Raw genomic sequence first — 23,071 nt, 5'->3', positions numbered from 1 at the left:
TCGATTAAAGACGAACGTTAATCTAAATAAAACGAAATATTATTCAGATGTTAGCTGTTCTAGAAAATTCAGTTGATTCGTTGCTTTTTTCAAACGATTCATATAAGCCACACCTAAGCCTTCTTCAGGGAAGGTTGGGACTAAGATGACGTCGATTGCTGCTTCATCTAAGGCGCGTAAGCCCGCAAACAAGCCTTTCGCTGCTGCTTCCACGCCTTCGCCTTCATAGGCAAACGTCGCTTGCGCTGACGCTTGGTATCGTTCAATCATTTGAGGACTTCCTAATAATCCCAGGCGGATCTCTTTGGCTATGACTAAAGCCATAACCGCTTCCCACTCATCAGGATTGACCATCAATGCAGGCGTTTTAGGGGCGTAATGCTTATATTTCATGCCAGGAGACTTCGGTGCTTGTTCTTCATGGGCTAGATGGGGATCTACTAAGATTTCAATTCCTAGAATCGTTTCTAACGCTTCTTTTGTAACAGCACCTGGACGTAAAATCATCGGGGGTTTCGTTGGATCGCTTAAATCAAGCACCGTCGACTCAACACCAATTGCTGTCGCGCCCCCTTCAAGTATGCCGGCAATTTTCCCTTGTAAATCATGATAGACATGTTGACTATTGGTCGGACTCGGTCGTCCAGAAGTGTTCGCACTGGGACCGACAATCGGAACACCGGCTTCTTTGATCAGTTCTAACGTTAGCGGATGATTGGGCATCCGAAATGAAACGGTCGGTAAGCCGGCCGAAACAACGCTTGGTAATGCCCCGGGTTTGATCGTAAAGATTAAGGTTAATGGCCCTGGCCAAAACGCGTCAACAATTTCTTGCGTCAACGGATGGAAGACCTCGACATAATCTTTTACTTGTTCAAAACTTTCGACGTGAACAATCAGTGGATTGTCACTTGGACGACCTTTCACCGTAAAGACCGATTGAACGGCATCGGCTATTTGGGCATTGGCTCCCAAACCATAGACCGTTTCTGTGGGAAACGCCACAATTTCACCCTCTCGGAGTAACCGGGCCGCTTCTGTTAAGTCTATTTTATTAAATATTTTTGTTTCCACAAGTTATACACATCCTTTTTCAAAAAAGTTGGCGAGTTATCAACATTCCTTGCGTTGTTATCCCCATTCTGTGGACAACTTATCCGTCAAGAGGGGATAACTCTGTGGGTAATCGAATAAAAGGCTCCCATTGTCACTCTATCAAGGATTCATTCACTTATTAAAAGTAAAAAATAAATAGTTATGCACAAAGCTGTGTATAACTATTCCACGACAATCATCCGATCTCGCCCACTTAAATCTGGATAAATCGTTACTTTTTTATGTGGAAAAGCCGTTTGAAAAAGTGTTTGTACTGCTTTTCCTTGTTGAAAACCAATTTCTAAAAAAATTTTTCCAGAAGGTTTCAACTTTTCCTTTGCTTGCTGTGCTAATTTTTGATAGATCGCCAGGCCCTCTTCTTCTGCAAACAAGGCCATTTTCGGCTCAAAGGTGCGCACACTTTCGTCCATGACAGACCACTCATCAGCCGCAATATAAGGGGGGTTCGAAATTAAGATATCGATTGGTTGGTTAATGGGCGCTAACGTATCTCCTTCATAAAACGATAATGGGGCGTTTAACGTCTCGGCATTTTCTTGTGCGACTTTAAGCGCGGCTGGCGATAAATCGACAACGGCTACTTCCCAAGTGGGCCGCTCCAATTTTAATGAAATCCCGATTGCACCTGTCCCTGTCCCGACATCGACCACGTACAGTGGCTCATCTGGACATGTTTCTAAACAAAGAGCCACTAATTCTTCCGTTTCAGGACGAGGAATCAAGGTGGCTTCCGTAACTTTCAAACGATGACCATAAAATTCTTCAAATCCAAGAATATACTGCGCAGGATAATGCGCGGCTAGTTGTTTTAAATCTTGCTGAAGTTGCTGTTGTTCCGATTCCGGCATCTCTTTGTGCCAATTCAGCAACCAATCCGTCTTCCGCCAATTCTTACGGCCAAGTAAGACATATAAAATGCTGTGTCCTTCTACCCCTTGTTCTTCTAAAAAAGAAGAAGCCCAGGAAAGGACTTCTCGATACGTTTTAGCCATTTTGGAGCTCTTCTAATTTCGATGTTTGGTCGTAAATGATTAAAGAATCGACAATTTCATCTAATTTTCCGGCTAAGATTTGGTCTAGCTTTTGAATCGTTAACCCAATCCGGTGATCGGTGACGCGATTTTGTGGGAAGTTATAGGTCCGAATCCGCTCTGAACGATCGCCCGTTCCAACAGCCGATTTACGTTCGGAATCATAGGCACTTTGCGCTTCTTGTTGCAATTTGTCATAGACACGCGCGCGTAACACTTTCATCGCTTTCTCACGGTTTTTAATTTGGGAGCGTTCATCTTGCATTGCGACTGCAATGCCAGTTGGTATATGCGTCAAACGTACAGCTGAAGCGGTTTTGTTGACGTGCTGACCACCGGCACCAGAGGCATGATAAATATCAATTCGGATATCTTTATCTGCCAAGTCAATTTCGACTTCTTCTGCTTCTGGTAAGACGACAACCGTTGCCGTTGACGTGTGAATACGCCCTTGCGATTCGGTTGAAGGCACACGTTGTACTCGGTGAGCACCACTTTCATATTTTAATTTTGAAAAGACGCTTTCGCCGGTAATCATCATGATTACTTCCTTGTAACCACCAATCCCCGTTACGTTCGCATCCATCACTTCGACTTTCCAACCTTGTGCATCGGCATAACGTTGGTACATTTCGAATAAGTCACCGGCAAATAGCGCGGCTTCATCGCCACCTGCTGCGCCACGAATCTCCATAATGATATTTTTATCATCATTCGGATCTTTTGGTAAAAGCAAAATTTTAATTTGTTCTTCTAAATCAATTTTTTCTTTTTTCAGTTCACTGAGTTCTTCTTTTGCCATCTCAGCCATGTCTGCATCGAGGTTTTCACCAAGCAGTTCTTCTGTTTCTTCGATGCCGCTTACCACGACTTTATAACGACGGTAAACAGCAACTGTTTCACGTGTATTGGCTTCTTCTCTAGACAAAGCCATAAAGCGTTTCGTATCGGAAACGACAGCGGGGTCACTTAATAATTCCCCTAACTCTTCATAACGGTCTTCAATCGATTGTAACTGATCGTACATAGGTATGCTCCTTTTCTTTAATTGCTCTTCATTTTTGGATTAACATAGTGTTGTCGACAAACAGGGTAATACGTTTCATTTCCCCCAATTTGGACTTGCTCCCCTTCGTAAACTGGAACGTGATTCACATAACGTAAATTCATGATTGCTTTTTTATGACAAAACCAACAAATGGTCTTCATTTCTTCAATCTTGTCCGCGTATAACAAGAGGGATTTTGACCCTTCAAACAGTTCGTTGCGAAAATCATTTTTCAGCCCAAAGGCCATCACAGGAATCTTTAATTCATCGACAATTTTCGTTAAGTCTAAGACGTGACGCGCACTTAAAAATTGCGCCTCATCAATTAAGACACAATACGGCGTGTAGCCCAACGTTTGCACGACAGAAAAAATATCCGTTTCTTCAAAAATTGGTAGTGCTTCTTTTGAAATCCCAATGCGACTTTTCACTTGACCTAAGCCTGAACGCGTATCGATTCCGCTCGTCATCAAGACAACCGGCTTGTTTTGTTCTTCATAGTTATGGGCAACTTTCAAAATTTCAATTGATTTCCCACTATTCATCGCGCCATATTTAAAAAATAATTGTGCCATCTCTCATCCTCCACTTACTCCTTTGGTATTATACTTGAAAAAGCAAAAATTTTACAGTAAAAGAAAAGAGAAAACGTATTTTCCATTAAAACGCTCACCAGACGGTCTCGTCTCGTTAAGATTTCAAGCGCTAACAATCTCCGCGCATCTTTTGCCGCTAAAAAAAGCGATGTCAGAACCTTAAAGGAACGGACTCGCTTTCAATCGAACGTTTGATTTATTTCAGTCGTTACTTACCTTGCTTCATGCTTAAAGCGGCTGACTTTTGTTTCTTCTAGTAACCTCCATTCGCTTTGTAAAAATCCAAAATCTAATTGATCGTACCACTTACCACTTTGATACACACTTTCGCGATTGATCCCTTCTTGCACAAAGCCGAGACTGCGATACATCTCAATCGCGTTTTGATTAAAACTATGAACATGTAGTCGCACTTTATGTAAGCCTAAATGATCAAAGGCATACGCGAGTAGCAAGGAAACAGCTTCTTTTCCATAACCTTTTCCCCGGTAAGATTCATGGGGAATGCCAATCCCAATCACGGCTAAACGGTTTTTCATCATCACACCGGTTAACGAAATAAACCCGACTAAGGCATCATCTTTTATTTGACGAATCGTAAAGAAAAATGCTTCGTTACTATCCGGGTCGCCAAACATATCTTCCCAATCATCCACACCAAAAGGATGAAACACATCGTCACTAATTCCGCGCATAAACTGAGGATCCCATTGCCACTCCGCAAATAACTCTGTGTCCCCCTCTCTCAACTCCGCCAAATACACTTTTTTCCCACGCATGATGTTAACTCCTTTTCATTTTTTGTTTCTTTTGAATACGCTCGTTCCCACACGAGCCTACTGCTTTCATCGCAATATTTTCTACCCTTGCAACTAATACTCTCCAAATTGCAGCACGCAAAGTGGCGTCATACAGCGACGATTTAACCTAAACGCTTGAAAAAACTCACACGAGTCACGTTCATCTCGGACCTAGTGTGAGCTTAGGATTTACAAAAAGACAACTTGTTCGACAACCTCAATGTTAGGGTCTAGCGACTGGATGACCGGACAATTCGGTGAAATCAATTTGACACAACGTTGTGCTTTCTCGTGGTATTCGGTCGCAATCTCCGCATAAATTGTCACGTTGATTGACTGAATCGGATTGGTTTTTTTCGCCATATCCCGCGTATAACTCACCGTGACCTTTTCAATTTCATGCGGAACGTTCGAATTGTTCAACACCGAAATATAGACATATCCCGCACAGGCAGCAGCGGCTGTCACAAGTGATTGCACAGGAGAATAGCCTTCTCCTCTGAGTAAAATCCAAGGTTCTTCAGGTGTATCGAGTGTAAATGCTGGTCCTACTTTATTTAATGTAAATGTTTCAATTGACATGTTAAACAACCTTTCTGTGTTCCCTTATTGATGTTAAAAAAAAGACATATCTGGAATTGGCCAGTAACGCCAAATGACTTTTCCTTCAACAGCCGTTTGCGCTACAAAACCGAAACTACGGCTATCTTTTGAAACTAAGCGATTATCGCCTAATACAAAATAATATCCCTCTGGCACAACCACACTAAAATCATCGGTAAAATTCGTTGCTTCACGAGCAATTTCTTGAAAAAGTTCGTTATAGCTATACGTTTCAACGAGTTGGTCTTGAGCAAACAAGGCTTGAAATTCAGCAAGATACGTTTCTTCTAAGGGATCGCCATTAATCGTTAATTGATCATTGCGCATTTCTACCGTTTCACCTGGTAAGCCAATGACCCGTTTTACCGCTAGTTTATCGGGATCGTCTGGTTCTTGCAACGTAATAATATCAAGACGGGAAATACTGTCCGTTTTGAGTGTTAATAATTTTTGTCCATCTGCCAACGTTGGATCCATTGAGTGTCCCTTCACCGAAACAGGCGTCACAAAATAAAAACGAACAATAGCAAATACGGCGATAATGACTAAAAATGCACCCCAGTTTTTGATAAATTCTTTCACATGATCCCTCCTTTTTCATAATACTTCGAACTAAAATTAGTATAACATAGCTCTCTCAGCAAAGTCCTATCCTGATCCTGAATTTTTTAGGAATTTTCCTATCGAATTAAAGGCATTTCTCACTTGATTATTTGGTATACTAGAGATGAAATCTATTTTAAGGAGGGTGTCTTCATGTCTTGGGACCGAAAATTAAGTCTTTTTTTCCGACGTAATCGTATTTTTTTATACCAACATGTTTCATCAATTCAAATTATTGTGATTTATTATTTACTCGTCACTCTTCTTTCTTTGGGACTTTTTTACTTACCGTTTTTCCGACAAACCGGCAGTGACGCGTCCTTTATTGATTTGTTATTTATGGCGGTCAGTACAATTAGTGTGACCGGGTTAACGACGTTTCCTATTAACAAAATTTTCAACCAAAACGGTGTGATTTTGTTGACGATTTTATTTCAAGTCGGTGGATTAGGGATTATGATGATTTCGACTTTCTTTTTCATTCTCTCTAACAAACGGATTTCCTTAAAACAGCGGCAACTGATTATGACCGATATGAACCAGCCTCGTTTAAGTGGGATTGTTAATTTAATTCGTACCACTTTTTTGATTTTAATTAGTTTACAAGCGCTTGGTGGCTTACTCTTTAGTTTCTATTTTAAAGTCACTGGTTACTACGATCGTTGGTCAGATGCCTTCTTCAACGGTTTTTATCAAGCGATTTCGGCAGTCACTAATTCTGGCTTTGATGTTACAGGCCATTCGATTCTCCCGTATTCAACGGATTATCCTTTTTTATTTGGGATTATGTTTTTAATTTTTATTGGAGGAATTGGGTTTCCAGTTATCATGGACTTTCGCTCTTGGCTCATCGATAAATTAACGAAGAAAAAATTGCATCAAATCCCGTATCGCTTTTCATTATTTACGAAAATTGCTTTTTTCTCGTTCCTGATCTTGTTTGTGACTGGAACGATTACGATTTTCTTATTGGAAAGAAACCATTTATTCCAAGGAGCGTCCCTTTTAAACCAGGGCGTTACGAGTATGTTTTATTCTGTGACAACGAGAAATGCTGGTCTACAAATCCATGATTTAAATGATTTTCAAACAACGACCTTGCTCGTTTTTTCGTTATTAATGTTTATCGGTTGTAGTCCGAGCTCTGTTGGTGGTGGTGTGCGAACCACAACCATTGCCATTATCGGTCTTTATTTATTTTCTTTCTTAAAAAGCGAAAGCCGCGTCAATGTCTTTGGACGTCAAATTGACGATGATGATTTACAAAAATCAATTGTAGTCTTTATGTTGTCGTTATTTATGTGCTTTAGTAGCGTGATTTTTTTGACGGCGACAGAAGATTTTCCGTTGATTTCCATTGTCGTGGAAGTTGCTTCGGCCTTTGGAACCACAGGAATGTCACTGGGTATTACTGCTGCCCTTTCGCCAATTGGAAAAATCGTCATTATTGCATTAATGTTTATTGGTCGCATCGGGATGCTTTACACATTGTTACTCTTTGTTCCAAAAGAAACACGCGACTTAGGTTACGAATACCCAACTGAAAAAATCATCATTGGATAGCTATTCACGGTTGACTAACTCTTAAAAAAAGGCATAAAATCAGACAAGGATTTCTGCTCTTCACCTGATTTTATGGTATGATTAATTGAATTTGACTACTGCCAAAAAGAGAAAAAAGTAGTCCTTTAGATAGATGGAGGTTTTATATGAAAATTCGTCATTATTTTGCGACAGCTGTCGGCAAAACATCCCAATGGCTTTTACAAACATTTTTCAAAGGTGGTTCCAGTTATCCTGGAAAAATTGCCTTAACACTTGATCCCAATATTTTAGATTATTTAGCCAAAGACTATGAAGTCATTGTGGTTACTGGCACGAATGGTAAAACCTTAACCACGGCCCTGATTGTCAAAATCTTACAACAAGAATTTGATGATGTCTTAACCAATCCAACCGGTGCTAATATGGTGCAAGGGATTGTTTCGACTTTTTTATCGGCTCATGGCAAAAAAGGACGCAAAAAATTTGCGGTTCTTGAAATTGATGAGGCGAGCTTAAGTAAAGTGACGCGATACATTAAACCAAAATTGTTTGTTTTCACGAATATTTTCCGTGATCAAATGGATCGTTACGGTGAAATCTATACAACGTATCAAATGATTTTAGACGGTGCAGCCCAAGCACCAGAAGCTACGATTTTAGCTAATGGCGATTCGCCAATCTTCAACTCAAAAGATACGCCAAATCCTCGTATTTATTATGGCTTTAATCATCAAGCAGATCATGAGCAATTCGCGCATCCAAATACTGATGGCGTCTTATGTCCGCATTGTCAACATATTTTGCATTACAAGATGATTACGTATGCGAACTTAGGCAAATATTACTGTCCAAATTGTGATTTTAAACGACCAGAACTGGCATACCAACTCACTCAACTCGGTGAGATGACCAATGTTTCTTCTGTTTTTACGGTCGATGAAGAATCTTACAAAATTGAAGTCGGCGGTCTTTATAATATCTACAATGCTCTGACCGCTGCAGCAGTTGGCCAGCATTATGGTGTTTCGCCTGAAAAAATCCGTCTTGGACTTGGTTATGACGAAAAAGTCTTTGGCCGTCAAGAAGTCATTACGATTGGCTCGAAAAAATGTACACTGGTCCTCGTTAAAAACCCTGTTGGTCTAAATCAAGTCATTGATACGATTACCTTATCGCCAAATGATTTTTCACTTGTCTGCTTGCTGAACGCCAATTATGCAGATGGCATTGATGTGAGTTGGATTTGGGATGGTTCCTATGAGCACTTAACAAAACGTGCCATTCCCCAAGTCCTAACAGGCGGTGATCGTCGAGAAGATATGACTTTCCGCTTGCAGGTTGCCGGAATTGCTGAAGAAACGATCCACGAATGTGCGAATTTAGATGACGTCATTGCCCAAATTCCACAGCTTCCGACAGAAGAAGTCTATATTTTAGCAACTTATACGGCAGTGCTTCAATTGCGCCAAAAATTAACAGAAAAAGGAATTCTAAAAGGAGGGAACTAAACCATGGCCAACTATCAATTACGTGTCGCCCACCTTTATGGGAATTTACTAAACACCTATGGAGATAACGGCAATCTCCTTGTACTCGATTATTTAGCGAAAAAGATGGATGTTGAAATGACGACGACGATTGTGAGTCTTTATGAACCTTTTGTGGCGGACGAGTACGATCTAGTCTTTTTCGGTGGCGGACAAGATTATGAACAAAAAATCGTCGCCCACGATTTACAAAGTAAAAAAGAAGCCCTCACTTCCTATATTGAAAACGATGGCGTTCTCTTAGCGATTTGCGGAGGGTATCAGTTGCTGGGGCATTATTACGTGACCGCAAATGATGAAAAAATCATGGGAATTGGCGCGCTTGATCATTACACGACGCGGCAAGAAAATCACCGTTTTATTGGGGATATCAAAATCGTCAATGAAACGTTTAATGAAACCTATATCGGATTTGAAAACCATAACGGCCGGACGTTCTTAGGCAAAGGCGAGCGTCCATTAGGGATTGTCGTTGATGGACATGGTAATAATGGCGAAGATCAAACCGAAGGCGTGATTTATCGCAATGTGTTTGGTTCGTATTTCCACGGTCCCTTGCTAGCACGCAATACAAATTTAGCCAAACGAATTTTGAATCTCGCTTTAGCTAAAAAATATGGATCCGATTTTTTAATAAAGTAATCCATACTAAAAGTTAGACAACTAAAAAAAGGCTGACGCATCAGACGTCAGCCTTTTTTTGTTACTCTGCCAATCGAATTCGAACGCCAAAGTGATCGCTCACGACAGGTTCTGTGTGCCCGTCAAACATGACGTCATGTTGCGTGACACGAAGACCGTCGCTCACAAACAGATAATCAATGCGTAACGATCCTTGTTGATCTTGCCAACCGTCAATCGGCCCTTCGATCGTCGCTTCTCCCCTTCTTTTTTCGGCTACTAAAAAGCTATCTTGAAGTGCTAAGGGACTGTCGAGTACTCGCTGATGGCCGATCGTTCCCGCAATCTGGTTAAAATCACCACCTAAAATAATCGGGTATCGCGTGTCTGATAACAGTTCTTCTGCTCTCGCCCATTCCGTCTCAAACGCACCGCCTTCCCACCAGGAATGATGGACATTGCCAATTGTATACAGATTACCCGCACTTTCTGTGACGCCACTTAATAAAATACGGCGCGCGGCCTCTTGAATATCATCACACGTCGACATTAATGAAACCTTAGCTAACAAGGGTTCTTTGGATAAAATGGCCAGCCCTTCTTCGTACTTCCCATAGCCAATATGACTAAATCCCCACGTCCAGTAGTAGGGTTCATCCTTTATTTGAAGCGCTTGGGATAAAACAAGCGCAAAATTATCAGCTAATATCGGCCAAGGGTCATTATTGAAACAATACCATTCATCTAAAATTGCGGGTTCACTACCGATTCGTTGATTCACTTCTTGTAACAAAACGACATCAAATTTTTCTTTTACGATTGTATCGACGAGCTGTTGTAATTTCTCGAGACTATTTTCTTCTACCCAACTGTGGCAGTTCAGGGTTAATACATGCATTTAGAAACTCCTTTTATTTCATTTTTTACTTTATTATAACATAATTTGATTCTTCGCTGATTCGCTCTTGACGATGCAACCGATTGCGTCTATGATAGAGCTAGCATCTACTAGTGCTAGCATACGACTATAATGAAAGCGATTTACTAATTAATCGTTCTTGATTTTTCTTACAAATTTAATCAACGAATCCCCTTTTTACTTGTATGCTAGTATTTACTAGTTGATTATGATACGATATTTTTCGTTAAAGGAGTTGAACGTCCAATGAGTATTACAGTGAAAGATGTTGCAAAAAAAGCAGGGGTTGCTACATCCACTGTTTCACGAGTGATTAATAATCACTCCAGCATATCAGAAGAAACAAAAAAGAAAGTCCGAAAAGTAATGGACGAACTAGGGTACACTCCGAATCTGGCGGCTCGCAATTTAGGGAAACGAAGTGCTAGTGCGATTGGTGTTATTTTGCCACCCTTAAATTCGAAGGAGCGTTTAGGCAATCCTTTTTATTTAGAGACGATCGAAACAATTAATGAGGAAGCGCGTAAATCAAATATGTCGGTCGCCGTAGCTTCTGCTAGAGATTTTGAGACCTTATTAGCCAATGTTGAACGTATGCATCGGCAAAAACAAGTTGATGGCTTTATTCTTACTTATTCCGATAAATATGATCCAATTATTACCTATTTAGTTGAAGAAAACATTCCTTTCACGTTAATTGGACAACCTTATCAACAAGAAGAAAAAATCATTTATGTCGATAACGACAATCAACTATTAGGTAAACAAGCCACCGAGCATTTGATTGAAAAAGGACATCAAAAGATTTTATTCATCACGAATACAACGCATGAAAATTTATATTATGAACGCTTTTTTGGCTATCAAAAAGCGTTAATGATGACAGGATTACCTGTTTTCCCAGCAGTTTCCTTTGAAAAAACAGAAGATTATCCGAATTTCGCGGAAGTTTTAAAAGAAACGCAAGCAACGGCTCTCGTCGTTATCGATGATTTGTTTGCCGTTCGTATTATGCAGCTTGCGACGCTCTTAGGGTACAAGGTCCCCGACGATTTATCGGTCATTAGTTTTAATAATTCAATTTTTACAACGTTAATTCATCCTTACTTAACGAGTATCGATATTGATGTTGCTTCCTTAGGTGAGATTGCGACGCAACAATTAATGACGCAACTCACTAAAACCGAAGCACAAAGCAGTCTACGAGTTGTTGTACCGCATGAATTGATTCAGCGTGAAACCGTCTTAAATAAGCACAATATGAATAAAACCTATCCTCTCTAAACTGAAAGGATAGGTTTTTTCGTATTCGTAAAATAATCAATTCGTTACAGAAGATTAGCTAAACTTATTTCCCAGGTTCAGAGGCAATCAGTTTGAGTTCCCCTTTTATTTCCCAACGCTCAATTTGGTTTGGTAAAATGAAACTCGTTCCCATTGTTAATGGATACGTCTTTTCATCCACGATTAATTCCCCTTCACCCGTAATCACAGTCACTAAGGTATAAGGAGCCGCTTTTTCCATGCTCAAAAGACCGTTAACTTGCCATTCATACACATTAAAAAAGTCAGTTTTTAAGTACGTAACGACGGTCGAGTCACCGATTTTTTCTTCCACAATCGCATTTTCAGGGCGATTTGATGGGACCGTTGTGACATCGATTGATTGTTGAATATGTAGTTCACGGGTTTGTCCCGCATCATCTTTACGATCATAGTCGTATACGCGATAAGTTGTATCAGAACTCTGTTGCGTTTCTAAAATCATAATCCCTTTGCCAATCGCATGAATTGTCCCACTTGGAACAAAGAAAAAATCACCTTTTTTTACCGGTACGCGGGTTAATAAGTCTTCCCAACGACCTTCTTGAATCATCGTTGTTAATTCTTCTTTGGTTTGTGCATTGTGTCCATAAATAATTTCAGCTCCTGGTTGAGCATCAATAATATACCAGCATTCTGTCTTCCCTAATTCACCCTCGTGTTTCAAGCCATAGGTATCGTCTGGATGAACTTGTACCGATAAATCGTCTTCGGCATCTAAAATTTTAATTAATAATGGAAAAACGTCTTCCGTTGGTTGACCAAAAAGCGCCTTCTCGTTTGCCCATAATTGATCTAATGTTTGGCCTTTGTAGGGACCGTTTTCAATCATACTCACGCCATTAGGATGCGCACTAATTGCCCAGTCTTCCCCGATTTTATCACTTGGAATGTCATAGCCAAATACCGTCTTTAACCGGCTACCACCCCATATTTTTTCTTGGAATACTGGCTTCATAAATAATGGTTGCATACTCACACTCTTCTCCTTTTGATTGCGTATTTCTTGGTTATTATAACATGGTTCACTAATTTATTTCAGCTAAATAAAGGGTTTTTATAAAAGAGAGTCGAATAACTGGGCTCTTAAAAAAAGAAGAAGCATGCTTCTTCTTTTAAAGTTATTTATTCTTTTTGAGGATAAACCACCATTCAATCCCCATTGGATCAAAAATCGTTAAAATTTGTTTCTTTTTATCGATGTAAAAGTCTTGTTCTTTTTCGATTAAATGCTGTTCTAAGGCAAGTAAGTCTGCTTCTTCAATCGTAAATTTCAAGAAATCCAGTCCTAAGACTTCATCTTCAGCTGTCATAAATTGCTTCCCAGCCGTATCAGTCAATGTTAATAATGGCACTGTCGCAGCTACCCCTAAAATATCATTGAAAAAAAGTTGCGCTTTTGCTTGATTCGGAACATTCAAATGAATCCCCGTAATCTCAGTTTCTGCCGTTAACAAGGTTGTTTCATCGCCTTGTTTTAATAATTCTTCAGAAGTGGCTACTGCTTCATTTGTGGGTTCAAAATAGATGACTAATTGATTTCCTTCTGGATCTTCGATGATTAATTGAATAGAATCTTCCTTCAGTGTCAATCCGATAACAGGACTTTCATGTTTTAAGACACGAGAATAAATACTCGCAATTTCTGCTAAACTTGCTACTTTTAACGTATAATGTTGTAATTTTTTGATTTCTCCAAAATGAGGATACGCTCGTGGACTTTCTTCTAACCATAGATGTTCTTTGTTACTTCCCTTAATCCCCATCATTGCTAAGGCATTCTCTTCTTGTATTAGAGAAAAACCGACGATTCCTTGATAGAAAGCAATCATTTTGTCGCGATCTTTCACCCGAATCGTAATTGTTTCTAATGTAGCCGTTTCTCCTAATGTAAAACTCGACATCGCAAACTTCCTCTCTTTAACTTCTTTGACTATTGTACTGTTGAACGCTTTATTAGGCAACTAAAAACCTAACACTTTTTGATAGAAAATAAACAACAATCGCCGGCAAAAAGGAAAAATTCGCATCTTTATCTCTTTTTAGTCAATCTATGATAAAGTAGTAGAAAGAGGAAAAGGAGGAATTCCCTGTGGAAAATTGTATTTTTTGTAAAATTATCGCGAAAGAAATCCCGAGTTACCCGATTTACGAAGACGAGGACGTCTATGCTTTCTTAGATATTTCTCAAACAACTCCTGGCCATACGCTACTCGTGCCTAAAAAACATGTATCTGATATTTTTGATTATGATGAGACACTCGCTAGCGCTACATTTTCTCGTCTACCAAAAGTAGCACGCGCAATCGAGTCCGCTTTTCCTGAGTTAGCAGGATTAAACATTATTAATAACAATAAAGAACTGGCTTACCAAACTGTTTTTCATTCACATATCCACTTGGTTCCACGCTTCACGAGAGCAGACGATTTTGCGATTCACTTTGGTAACCATACTGGAAAAGCGACTGCGCAAGAAATGACGGACTTAGCTCAAAAAATTGCAGAGCAGGTGAAATAAATGATGAAACAATTTATCAAAGGACTTTTTGTCGGCGGAACAATTGGCGGTGTCGGTGGTTTATTATTTGCCCCACGTAAAGGATCAGAAACGCTTAAAATATGGGAAGAACCGATTAAAGAAACGGCGGCAACCATTCAAACCGTCAAAGAAGATTACGAAACGGTGAATGACAATCTCGCTAAGACTCAAGAAATCGCGAAGACAAGTTTACCAGCCTTTCAGAAATCATTAGAAGAAGATCTGAGAGCGTTCCAATTTCAAGCAACGCCTCGTATTAATCGGATTAATGAACAGTTAACTTTACTCCAACAACACCTAGAAAACTCGCCTTTGAATAAAACGACGAAATAAGAAGTTTCTTTGAATTTCCAGAGTTTTTTTTTTGAATGCGTTCTTTTCTAAAATAGAGTGTGGTATAGTAGGAACTGTTAATCGTACCGTAACGAAAATAGAATTTAGATAACAGGAGTGCAACTATCCATGACAAAGAAAAAAATTATTTTAGCATTAGCAACATCAATGAGTATCCTGGCCTTAGCAGCTTGCTCTAGCGAGACTAAAAACACTGAAATCGCAACAATGAAAGGCGGTACTATTACTGCACTTGATTTTTACGATAATGCTCGTACGCAACAAAGTAGTCAACAAATCGTATTTGACATGATTTTATCGAAAGTCTTCACGAAACACTATGGCGAAGACATTACGGATAAAGAAATTGAAGAAGAATTAAAAGCGGTATTCGGCGATGCTGATATCGATGAGCAGTTAAAACAAGCTAACATGACACGTGAAGAAGCGAATAAATTAATGCGCGATCGTCTTTCTTTTGACAAAGGTTTACGTTCACATGTTGAATTAACCGATGCGGACTTAAAAGCAGCTTGGGAAGCTTTCCATCCTGAAGTTGAAGCACAAATCATTCTAGTGACTTCTGAAGAAGAAGCAACTGATTTGTTAAAACAAGTGAATGAAAAAGATGCGAACTTTGGCGAAATTGCAAAAGAAAATTCATTGGATGCGTCAAGCGCCGAAGAAGGAGCTGTAACATTTAGCTCTGCAACGGATACCACAACGATTCCTGCTGAAGTAAAGCAAGCAGCATTTGCTTTAAAAGATGGCGAAATCTCTGAGATTATCCCGGTTCAATCTGCTTATGGCACACCAACTTACTACATTGTGAAAATGGTGAAAAATACACCAAAAGGCAATGACATGAGTAAATTTGAAGATGAAGTGAAAGAAGCGGCAACGAATGCAAAACTAGCCGATCAAACATTCATCAATCAAGTGATTGGTGAAGAATTAATTAAAGCCAACGTAAAAATTAAAGATGATGCTTTTGCAACTATCTTAACAACATTCATTGATGCAGCAACACCAACGGAAGAAACAGAAGCAACCGATGACACGACAGATACTAAAGCAACAGAAGACAAGGAAACAGAAACTTCTGAATCCGTAACGACTGAAACAGAATCTAAATAACTACATTTTTAAACCGTCAATAATTGGTGGGTTTGCCTACCACTATTCGGAATACAAAAACTAAAAAATAACAAAAAGACTAATCAATGAAAGGATTTCCCATTACATTGATTAGTTTTTTGTCGTATACTTAACATGAATATTCCTATAAAATGTTCATCACTTTTTTCTGAGATATGATAACATCCCCTTGATTGTATCACTGATTAATATTTATGTGAAAAAATCACATAAATTAATACTTAGCTTTTTATTAAAAATGAATCCGAGGAGGTAGCGATGATGGACGAACGCTATGAAGCATTATTAAAAGAAAATGCGGCATTAAAACGCCTTAATAAAGAACTATCCGCACAAATTTATAAAGAAGATGTCACTCAATATCCTTGGATGGGAAATTTAGGACACTGGTACTGGGATTTTCCTGAAAATAAAGTTACCTTTAATCCATTAAAAGCTGAAGCCATTGGATATAGAAAAGAACATTTACCAGAAGAAGTTGGTTTTGAATTTTTCACAGAAAAAATCATCCAGAAGACTATGAAGATGTTATGGACCAAATGCGTGCGCACTTAAGAGGTGAAGTACCTGTTTGGGAAGTAAAATATCGAATCCAAGCTAAAGATGGAACTTGGAAAACATTCTATGATCGAGGAAAAGTGACTCAACGTAATGCCGAAAACAAACCACTCTTTCTCTCTGGAATTGTCTTTGATATCACAGAAAGCGAACGGAGTCTACAAGAAGAAATCAAAAAATCTAGGTATTGGCAAAATCAAGCACAATACGATCACTTGACCCAACTCTATTCTCGTTATGAGTTAGAACGACAAATCAAAATACTTGATGAAAGCACACGTAAGTCAGATTCATTTTATACCTTTTTATTATTTGATGTTGATTGTTTCAAAAATATCAATGATACTCATGGTCATTTAATGGGCGATTATGTGTTAAGTCAAATGGGGGTTGTGATTACGAATGCTTGTCGTTCTTCTGATATTACTGGTCGCTATGGTGGCGATGAATTCTTAATCGCACTCCCGGAAACAACAAAAGAACAAGCGTTGAACATTGCTCGACGAATTCAAAGCGAACTCAGGAACATTCCATTTCCATCCGGATTAAAACCTTCAATTAGTGGAGGGATCGCAACGAGCGCAGAAGCCTCTGAAATCCAAAAATTAATTTCTTTAGCAGATGAAAGACTCTATTTAGCAAAGAAAAATGGGCGTAGTCAAATTTCAATAGCTTCATAAACCTATTACTCCCTATCTAATTGAATGAATACCTAAAAAAAACCGTATTTCCTTTATTCGTTTGAATAAAGAGAATACGGTTTTTCGTCTAAGATTAGCTTAATATTTTTTAGTAAAGTCATGAACTGCTAGCAATTCACGGCATCCAAACAATCGTTTTTCCCAATTAAAACCATTGTCCGCACGTCAACAAGTATGTACCTTAGCTATTAAACATCTTTTGGGACATAAAAACTACGATTATCCATACCAAAAATCCGATCCGTATATTCCCCTGGTGTTGTTTGGCGAATAGAGGTTAACATCATTTGCATGGAAGCATCGAGATTATCAATTTGATGCAAGATTTCTGCTTCTAAAAGACGCGGTCGCACCGGTGAACCATATTCTAATAAACCGTGGTGGGATAAGACCATGTGTCGCAAAATCACGACATCTTCTACTGTATCATCAATTTTTAAAGCGAGACAAGCTTTCGTAATTTCTTCATCCACCAAGACCAAATGTCCTACGAGATTCCCGATTAACGTATATTCCGTCGTCATTGCCCCACTAAGTTCAATTACTTTCCCGAGATCATGTAAAATAATCCCTGCATAAAGGAGCGAAGCATTCAGTTCTGGGTACTCACTCACGATTGCCTTGCCTAAACGCAACATGGTCGTTGTATGATGTGCCAGACCACTCGCATAGGCGTGATGATTGCGCTTAGCTGCTGGATATTCAAAGAATTCTTTTTGGTATTTTGTTAATAAATAACGAACAATCCGGTTCCAATGTGGATTGGTAATTTCAAACAACGTCTGGCTAATTTCAGCTTCCATCGCTTCTTTTTTAATCGGTGCCCGTTCCATATAAAGTGTTGGATCCGCGGCTTCTTCGGTTGCTAATCGTAGTTGCATAATTTTCACTTGGGGCGTCCCTTGATAGAGCTCACGTTTGCCACTTAACATCACCACTCGCCCTGCTTGGAAACGCTCGACTTCTTCTTCAGAAGCATCCCAAAACTTGCCGTCAATCGTACCGGAAGTATCTTGAAAGGTAAACGCGATAAACGTCTTACCATTTTTAGCTTTTCGAATATCGGCATTTTTGATTAAAGTGTACATTTGAAACTCTTCATCGACTACTAATTCACGTATTTTCTTCATATCGTTTGTTTTTGTTCAACCAAAAACATTCGTCACATCCTTTATTCCATCATTTTTACCGCTTGCTGACACTCTTGATAATAGCTTACCATTTCTTGGTCGGAAGACAAACAAATGATTTGATAGTCTTGACCAAATTCCGCTAATAAACGTGCCAATTTGCGTTTGCGTGTTCCATCATAATGCAACCATCCATCATCAATGATGACGGGGGAAAGAATTTTTTCCCGTTGTAAGGCTAAGTAGGCAAAACGTAATGCCATAATCAGTTGATCTTTCGTACCTGTCGATAATTGATAAATCGGTTGGGTACCGTTGCTCGCAACAACGGTGAGGATGCCTTCGTCTAATTTTACTTGCTGGTAAGATTGATTGGTTAACAAGGAAAAATAATGCGAGGCTTGCTGGAGTAATTGAGGCAATTGTTGATCGGATAAGGCTGTTGCCAAATCAGCTAGGAAAGTACTTAACAGACGATTTTTCCCCCAAAGAATCATTCCTTCTTCGATTTCACTTCTCAATTCCATTTCTTGTTGGTAACAATGATCGAGCGTGCCATCACTTTGCAATTGCTCTAACTGTAATTGGAGTCGTTGTTTTTCTTCCAAGTCCAAACTCAAAGCCGCATAAAGTTCTTCTTGCTGCTCTTTGATGCGTTGTTTTTCCTCGGCTAATTCATTTTTCGTTATTTTCTTTTTAAATAACGGCGATAGTAATTCGCTGAGTTCTTTCTTACGAGCGAGCTGTTTTTCTTTTGCAGCCCACTGTTTACTCCATAAAGGAATTTCAGTCGGATGGGTTAACCCAAATTCCGCAAGCAATCCTTCATACGTCACAAATAATTCTTCTCGATTTGTCTTTAGGCGACGTAATTGTTGGGCAAGGAGCGTGCTTGGTTGTTGCAAACGTTCCATCTTGATGGCTTGCATCTCTATATGAAAATCTTCTAAACACGTCATTTTTTCATTGAGATTTTTATTTTCTAGCGGCAACCAATCATAAAAGTCAGAAAACAGTTCCTCATACAGCGCGAACTGTTGTTGATTCTCACTTTCTTTGGGCTTTAGCGTGGCTAACTGCTGCAAATGGGCTTCATACAACGCCACTTCACGGTTATATTCATCGACTAATTGGAGCCACTTCGCGGTTTCTAACTCTTGACCAAAAAAAGGTTGTAATTCTTTTTTGCGCTGCGCAACTTGCTGTTTTAATTGGTGAATTTGTTGTTCTTGCTGTTCTCGATTATCGAGCCATTCGTTCTTTTTCTGCATCTTCTCTTGCCAAAGTGGCTTGCTTTGTTTGACTTTTATTTGTTGAACTTGCAAATAAATACCGGCTAAAGCTATCCCAATACCTAAGGCAATGAATAGACCTTGGATAGGTCCACTCCATAAAAAGGCTGCAGCAAAAGCTCCTACGCTACCGACTAGTAAAGCGAGTCGCAAAGCACCCGACTTTTTCGGTGCAAATAACTGCGGCGTTTGTTTTTCGAGCGTTGTAATCTCGGTTTCCAGACTCGCAAGTTGTTCATTTAGCCAATTGAATCGTAAGCTTTCTTCCTTTAATTGAGCCTCATCTGCTTGTATCTGATGAATCACTGCTGGAATAGTCGGATCACTTTTTTCCGGGAGTTGACGCCAACCACGTTTTTGTTGGAGCGCTGCGAGTTCTTGACGGATTTGCTGTATTTGAGCATTGACGCGTTGATTGTCATCCAGTAAACGACTGACCGTCACTTTCTCTCGTAAGATTTGTTGAATATTCGCTTCTTGATCGAGATAAAAGAAATATCTTTCTGAAGTTTGACCACTTTCTAATTGCGCAAGTTCGGCTTCTTTATTTTGAATTTCTTCTGAAAGTTGTTGGTATCGTTGATGAAATTGTTGCAATTTACGTGTTTTTTCTTCTGAGACCACGGATTCTTTGACGTTTTCTAGCTCACACCATTCCTCGTAAAGCGGCCAATGCAGTTGTTGTTGCTCTAACAATTGACTTCGTTGTTGTAAGATTTTTGCTTGTCGGTTACTTGTTTGTGCTTGCGTCTCATAGTAAGCCAGTTTTTGATAGGCTTGTTGCACTTGGGCTTCTTGTTGCTCTTTCTGGTGAATCGTTTCCTTGAGTTTTTGCCACTGTTTTAACTTTTGGTTGAGTGGTAATTTTTGGCCTTTCAACTTATACATTTGGTGATTATTCTTTTCATATTGTTGCATTTGGTTCATCACTTGCGCACTACCACTAATTCCTAAAGAAATTAAGGCTTCATGTAACTCCTTTTCTTGTAAACGATCGAGCTCTGATAATTGTTCTTGTTGGAACGTAAAGACTTCTTGGAACGTTTCTAACGTTAAAGGGGCAAGTATCTCATTTAAAAAAGCCTCATCCCCTACGACGTCTCCTATTTGAATCTTCGCTTTTCCACGATTGAGTTGACGGAATCGTTCAATCAAAATCTCGCCATAAAGCGGATGCCAGATCCAAAGTTTGCCTCCAAACGCCGCCCCATCACTAGGCCGATAATCACGTTTTTTGGCACTTTTTTTCGCAAAACCAAATAACATCGTTTGAATAAAATGGTATAAAGTTGATTTTCCCGTCTCGTTTTCACCAAAAAATAATTGATTTCCTGCAGAAAAATCAATTATTTTTTGACGGTAATGACCGAAGCCACTAATCTCTGCTCGAATCAGTTTCATTGTCAGACCCTTTCCAAACGTATTCTTGTTCGATTTCTTTACTTGCTACTTCAAAGACACCTTGCTGAAAAGCTTCCATCTTCATCACTTTACTCGCAATTGGGTGTTGCAAGAGTTCCGCCATCACTTCACGAAAGACATCGGCGTCTTGATACTGTTGGAACAGCGCTCGTTTTAAAGCCGGACTCGCATTCAACTGAACTTGTTGCTCAAAAACGACCTGAATTTCTTCCATTTGATAGATTCGTTGCGCAAAGCCCTGCAGTTGCAACTCATGATTTAAATAAGCAATTAATTCCTTTTTTTCTTTTGCATTTAACCAATTTTTGGGTAAATCAGCGGTTTCACTCAAAACGAGGCGAATCAGTGCTTTTTGAGAGACCGTAAAGAGACGCTGAATTTTTTCCAACGCCATTCTTTGGTTGGAGACGCCAGCCAGCGAAAGTGTGATTTCTTGCCACGATAACTGATGAACAGGGATCGCTTCCCACGTTGCTTCCCCTTGCGTCAGTGTCACCAATAGAATACCCGGCGTTTCTTTTTCTTTTTGCGTATGACCTTGGGGTGTCCCCGGATAGATAATCGGTGGTTGCGTTGATAACTCCGTTGCCACATGAATATGACCTAATGCCCAATAATCATAACCTTTTTGTTTCATTTCTTGGACGACAAACGGCGCGTAGTGTTCGCCTTGTGGATCTCCATGATACATGCCGATATGATAGGTCCCTTGACGTCTTGGAAATTGCGCTACTTTCGATTCGTCTAGCCAAGGTTTTTGATAACTAAAACCACTAATACAATAAGAAACACCTTGTTTCGTTTCACCTGTGATCGTTTGGACTGTTTCTTCCGTAAACAGATGAACATTTTTGGGGAAATCAAACCAATAACGTGCTTCTTCATAATAATCATGATTGCCAAAACTCAAATAAACCGGAATATGGGCGACTTCAAGCCGACTCATTTGAGTGAAAAATTGATGTTGTGTTTTTAAACTCGGACGATTTTGGTGAAACGTGTCTCCAACAAGAAGGACAAAATCGACTGCCTCTTGAATTGCCACGGATACGATAGATTCTAGCACTTTCTCGTTGATTTCAAGTAATTCATCGACAGACTCATTCATTAAATAGAGGCCTTCAAAGGAGCGGTCCAAATGTAAGTCCGCACAATGGATAAATCGTAACATGAAAAAACCTCCTCTTTTTCCTTATATTTTACCATTTCAGCAAAAAAAAGCCAGACGAACACGAAAGTTTGTTCGGTAATCAGAGGTTGTTACAAAAAGCGCTTTGACTTGAGAAAAATGAAAAAAGAGACGAAAATCGGTTTATTGATTTTCAGTCGCTTTGGCTTTTTTTCCGAGAGTCAGCTTTTTTAACACCGTTTCCTATCAGAGGTTGTTACAAAAAGCGCTTTGACTCGAGAAAAAAGAAAAAAGAGACGGAAATCAGTTTATTGATTTTCAGTCGCTTTGGCTTTTTTTCCGAGAGTCAGCTTTTTAACACCGTTTCCTATCAGAGGTTGTTACAAAAAGCGCTTTGACTTTTTTCTTTTTGTGCTGTTTCAATCGATTCTCTGATTTCTTCTAATACTTGCGATAAAAAATCAAAAATCGGCTGCTGTTCGATATCCATCGTAATGGCTTCTTCTTCTCTCGTTAGTTCAGATTTGAATTTATTAACGGGTGCCACAATTTGAATCGACGCTAGCGGATAGCCCTCATCGATGATTTCACTTTGTCGATTCACAAACAGACGGGGTGAATCATTTTCAAAAGTCGTCATTGAATTTCCGGTAGCCACCGCGATTCCTTTTTTAAAATAGCCAGTCAATTGGCCATTTTTGCCATATTTTTCGACTAAGTGAAGATAATGCTCGATCATTTCCTGATCGTTTAAGCGTCGGCCGTTCACTCGTCTGACATGGACACCAGGTTGTTGCTCAGGTGATAACCCATTCAAATATAAGCCTTCATCTATCGCTATCGTGGGAATTTGTGCTTGCTGAGCATAACTCGTCGCTTTGATGATCGCATTTTCTGTCGGGGTCTTCCCTGTCTCTTCAACTTCTTGCGTAATCCCTAAGTCTGATAATGTGACAATATCAAATCCTTTTTCTTGCAAACGTGTCGCATAATAACGAACTTTTGCTTGATTGGTTGTCGCAAATAATATTTTCATTGTAATCCTCACCTCTTCTTT

Annotated in this window: 23 protein-coding genes; 9 read left to right on the top strand and 14 right to left on the bottom strand. The window is 39.5% G+C overall.

Translation table 11 applies throughout. The features are described from left to right. Window positions 1–39 precede the first annotated feature (39 nt). From IGI68_RS06045 to lepB, 7 genes are all read right to left on the bottom strand, one after another. Window positions 40–1,074: an L-threonylcarbamoyladenylate synthase gene (locus IGI68_RS06045; RefSeq protein ID WP_438731383.1), complete on the bottom strand. Its 1,035-nt coding sequence runs from the start codon at window positions 1,072–1,074 to the stop codon at window positions 40–42. A 203-nt stretch (window positions 1,075–1,277) separates the two neighbouring features. Continuing rightward, on the bottom strand, window positions 1,278–2,108 hold the full coding sequence (gene prmC / locus IGI68_RS06040; RefSeq protein ID WP_438731380.1) for a peptide chain release factor N(5)-glutamine methyltransferase: 831 nt from the start codon (window positions 2,106–2,108) through the stop codon (window positions 1,278–1,280). Next, window positions 2,101–3,174 carry a peptide chain release factor 1 gene (gene prfA / locus IGI68_RS06035; protein WP_071875394.1) on the bottom strand — a complete coding sequence of 358 codons (1,074 nt, stop codon included), beginning with the start codon at window positions 3,172–3,174 and terminating at the stop codon, window positions 2,101–2,103. The genes prmC and prfA overlap by 8 nt, the downstream gene beginning before the upstream one ends. A gap of 17 nt (window positions 3,175–3,191) precedes the next feature. Further along, window positions 3,192–3,770 carry a thymidine kinase gene (locus tag IGI68_RS06030; RefSeq protein WP_071875395.1) on the bottom strand — a complete coding sequence of 193 codons (579 nt, stop codon included), beginning with the start codon at window positions 3,768–3,770 and terminating at the stop codon, window positions 3,192–3,194. A 233-nt stretch (window positions 3,771–4,003) separates the two neighbouring features. Continuing rightward, the gene (locus IGI68_RS06025) at window positions 4,004–4,570 is read right to left on the bottom strand and encodes a GNAT family N-acetyltransferase (protein ID WP_071875396.1); all 567 of its coding nucleotides are present in this window, start codon (window positions 4,568–4,570) and stop codon (window positions 4,004–4,006) included. 210 nt (window positions 4,571–4,780) lie between these two features. Beyond that, window positions 4,781–5,173, bottom strand: coding sequence for an OsmC family protein (locus IGI68_RS06020; RefSeq protein WP_071875397.1), 393 nt, complete (start codon window positions 5,171–5,173; stop codon window positions 4,781–4,783). Between the two features lie 33 nt (window positions 5,174–5,206). Then, window positions 5,207–5,776: a signal peptidase I gene (gene lepB / locus IGI68_RS06015; protein WP_071875398.1), complete on the bottom strand. Its 570-nt coding sequence runs from the start codon at window positions 5,774–5,776 to the stop codon at window positions 5,207–5,209. A gap of 174 nt (window positions 5,777–5,950) precedes the next feature. On the opposite strand from lepB, the gene IGI68_RS06010 reads away from it, so the two are divergent. The 3 genes from IGI68_RS06010 (at window position 5,951) to IGI68_RS06000 (ending at window position 9,531) form a co-directional block, all read left to right on the top strand. After that, entirely contained in the window at window positions 5,951–7,360 is a 1,410-nt protein-coding gene (locus IGI68_RS06010; RefSeq protein WP_438731375.1) for a TrkH family potassium uptake protein, read from the top strand. Window positions 7,361–7,506: 146 nt separating this feature from the next. Further along, a complete protein-coding gene (locus IGI68_RS06005) occupies window positions 7,507–8,850 on the top strand; it encodes a Mur ligase family protein (protein ID WP_071875400.1) in 1,344 nt (447 codons plus the stop codon). A gap of 3 nt (window positions 8,851–8,853) precedes the next feature. Then, a complete protein-coding gene (locus IGI68_RS06000; RefSeq protein ID WP_071875401.1) occupies window positions 8,854–9,531 on the top strand; it encodes a type 1 glutamine amidotransferase in 678 nt (225 codons plus the stop codon). Window positions 9,532–9,592: 61 nt separating this feature from the next. On the opposite strand, the gene IGI68_RS05995 is transcribed toward IGI68_RS06000, so the two are convergent. Then, window positions 9,593–10,408, bottom strand: a complete 816-nt coding sequence (locus IGI68_RS05995) for an endonuclease/exonuclease/phosphatase family protein (RefSeq protein ID WP_071875402.1) — start codon at window positions 10,406–10,408, stop codon at window positions 9,593–9,595. Window positions 10,409–10,675: 267 nt separating this feature from the next. On the opposite strand from IGI68_RS05995, the gene IGI68_RS05990 reads away from it, so the two are divergent. Continuing rightward, a complete protein-coding gene (locus IGI68_RS05990; RefSeq protein WP_071875403.1) occupies window positions 10,676–11,713 on the top strand; it encodes a LacI family DNA-binding transcriptional regulator in 1,038 nt (345 codons plus the stop codon). 64 nt (window positions 11,714–11,777) lie between these two features. Here the strand turns inward: IGI68_RS05990 and manA are convergent, their stop codons facing one another. Both manA and IGI68_RS05980 read right to left on the bottom strand, forming a co-directional pair. Beyond that, window positions 11,778–12,725: a mannose-6-phosphate isomerase, class I gene (gene manA / locus IGI68_RS05985; RefSeq protein WP_071875404.1), complete on the bottom strand. Its 948-nt coding sequence runs from the start codon at window positions 12,723–12,725 to the stop codon at window positions 11,778–11,780. Between the two features lie 148 nt (window positions 12,726–12,873). Continuing rightward, window positions 12,874–13,656, bottom strand: a complete 783-nt coding sequence (locus IGI68_RS05980; protein ID WP_438731368.1) for a CppA C-terminal domain-containing protein — start codon at window positions 13,654–13,656, stop codon at window positions 12,874–12,876. A 188-nt stretch (window positions 13,657–13,844) separates the two neighbouring features. Between IGI68_RS05980 and IGI68_RS05975 the strand changes: the two genes are divergently transcribed. The 5 genes from IGI68_RS05975 to IGI68_RS05955 all read left to right on the top strand — a co-directional run bounded on the left by IGI68_RS05975 (window position 13,845) and on the right by IGI68_RS05955 (window position 17,020). After that, window positions 13,845–14,270 carry an HIT family protein gene (locus IGI68_RS05975; protein WP_438731366.1) on the top strand — a complete coding sequence of 142 codons (426 nt, stop codon included), beginning with the start codon at window positions 13,845–13,847 and terminating at the stop codon, window positions 14,268–14,270. Further along, window positions 14,271–14,624, top strand: a complete 354-nt coding sequence (locus IGI68_RS05970) for a YtxH domain-containing protein (RefSeq protein WP_438731363.1) — start codon at window positions 14,271–14,273, stop codon at window positions 14,622–14,624. Window positions 14,625–14,753: 129 nt separating this feature from the next. After that, complete coding sequence (locus tag IGI68_RS05965; RefSeq protein ID WP_438731360.1) at window positions 14,754–15,761, top strand: peptidylprolyl isomerase; 1,008 nt, start codon at window positions 14,754–14,756, stop codon at window positions 15,759–15,761. Window positions 15,762–16,043: 282 nt separating this feature from the next. Then, window positions 16,044–16,337, top strand: a complete 294-nt coding sequence (locus IGI68_RS05960) for a hypothetical protein (protein ID WP_438731357.1) — start codon at window positions 16,044–16,046, stop codon at window positions 16,335–16,337. Further along, window positions 16,313–17,020, top strand: coding sequence for a sensor domain-containing diguanylate cyclase (locus IGI68_RS05955; protein ID WP_438731354.1), 708 nt, complete (start codon window positions 16,313–16,315; stop codon window positions 17,018–17,020). The genes IGI68_RS05960 and IGI68_RS05955 overlap by 25 nt, the downstream gene beginning before the upstream one ends. 209 nt (window positions 17,021–17,229) lie before the next feature. On the opposite strand, the gene IGI68_RS05950 is transcribed toward IGI68_RS05955, so the two are convergent. The 4 genes from IGI68_RS05950 to IGI68_RS05935 form a co-directional block, all read right to left on the bottom strand. After that, window positions 17,230–18,171, bottom strand: coding sequence for an HD domain-containing protein (locus tag IGI68_RS05950; protein WP_273230263.1), 942 nt, complete (start codon window positions 18,169–18,171; stop codon window positions 17,230–17,232). A gap of 41 nt (window positions 18,172–18,212) precedes the next feature. Continuing rightward, on the bottom strand, window positions 18,213–20,864 hold the full coding sequence (locus IGI68_RS05945; RefSeq protein ID WP_438731351.1) for an AAA family ATPase: 2,652 nt from the start codon (window positions 20,862–20,864) through the stop codon (window positions 18,213–18,215). Continuing rightward, window positions 20,839–22,056, bottom strand: coding sequence for a metallophosphoesterase family protein (locus IGI68_RS05940; RefSeq protein WP_438731348.1), 1,218 nt, complete (start codon window positions 22,054–22,056; stop codon window positions 20,839–20,841). Before IGI68_RS05940 ends, IGI68_RS05945 begins: the two co-directional genes overlap by 26 nt. A 328-nt stretch (window positions 22,057–22,384) precedes the next feature. Beyond that, window positions 22,385–23,050, bottom strand: a complete 666-nt coding sequence (locus tag IGI68_RS05935) for a non-canonical purine NTP pyrophosphatase (protein ID WP_438731345.1) — start codon at window positions 23,048–23,050, stop codon at window positions 22,385–22,387. Window positions 23,051–23,071: the final 21 nt, after the last annotated feature.

Origin of the sequence: Enterococcus sp. DIV1314a (assembly GCF_051713805.1) — a bacterium.
Classification (GTDB): domain Bacteria; phylum Bacillota; class Bacilli; order Lactobacillales; family Enterococcaceae; genus Enterococcus_I; species Enterococcus_I aquimarinus.
Note: the sequence above shows the minus strand (reverse complement) of the source record. Positions and strands in the feature narration are given on the sequence as shown.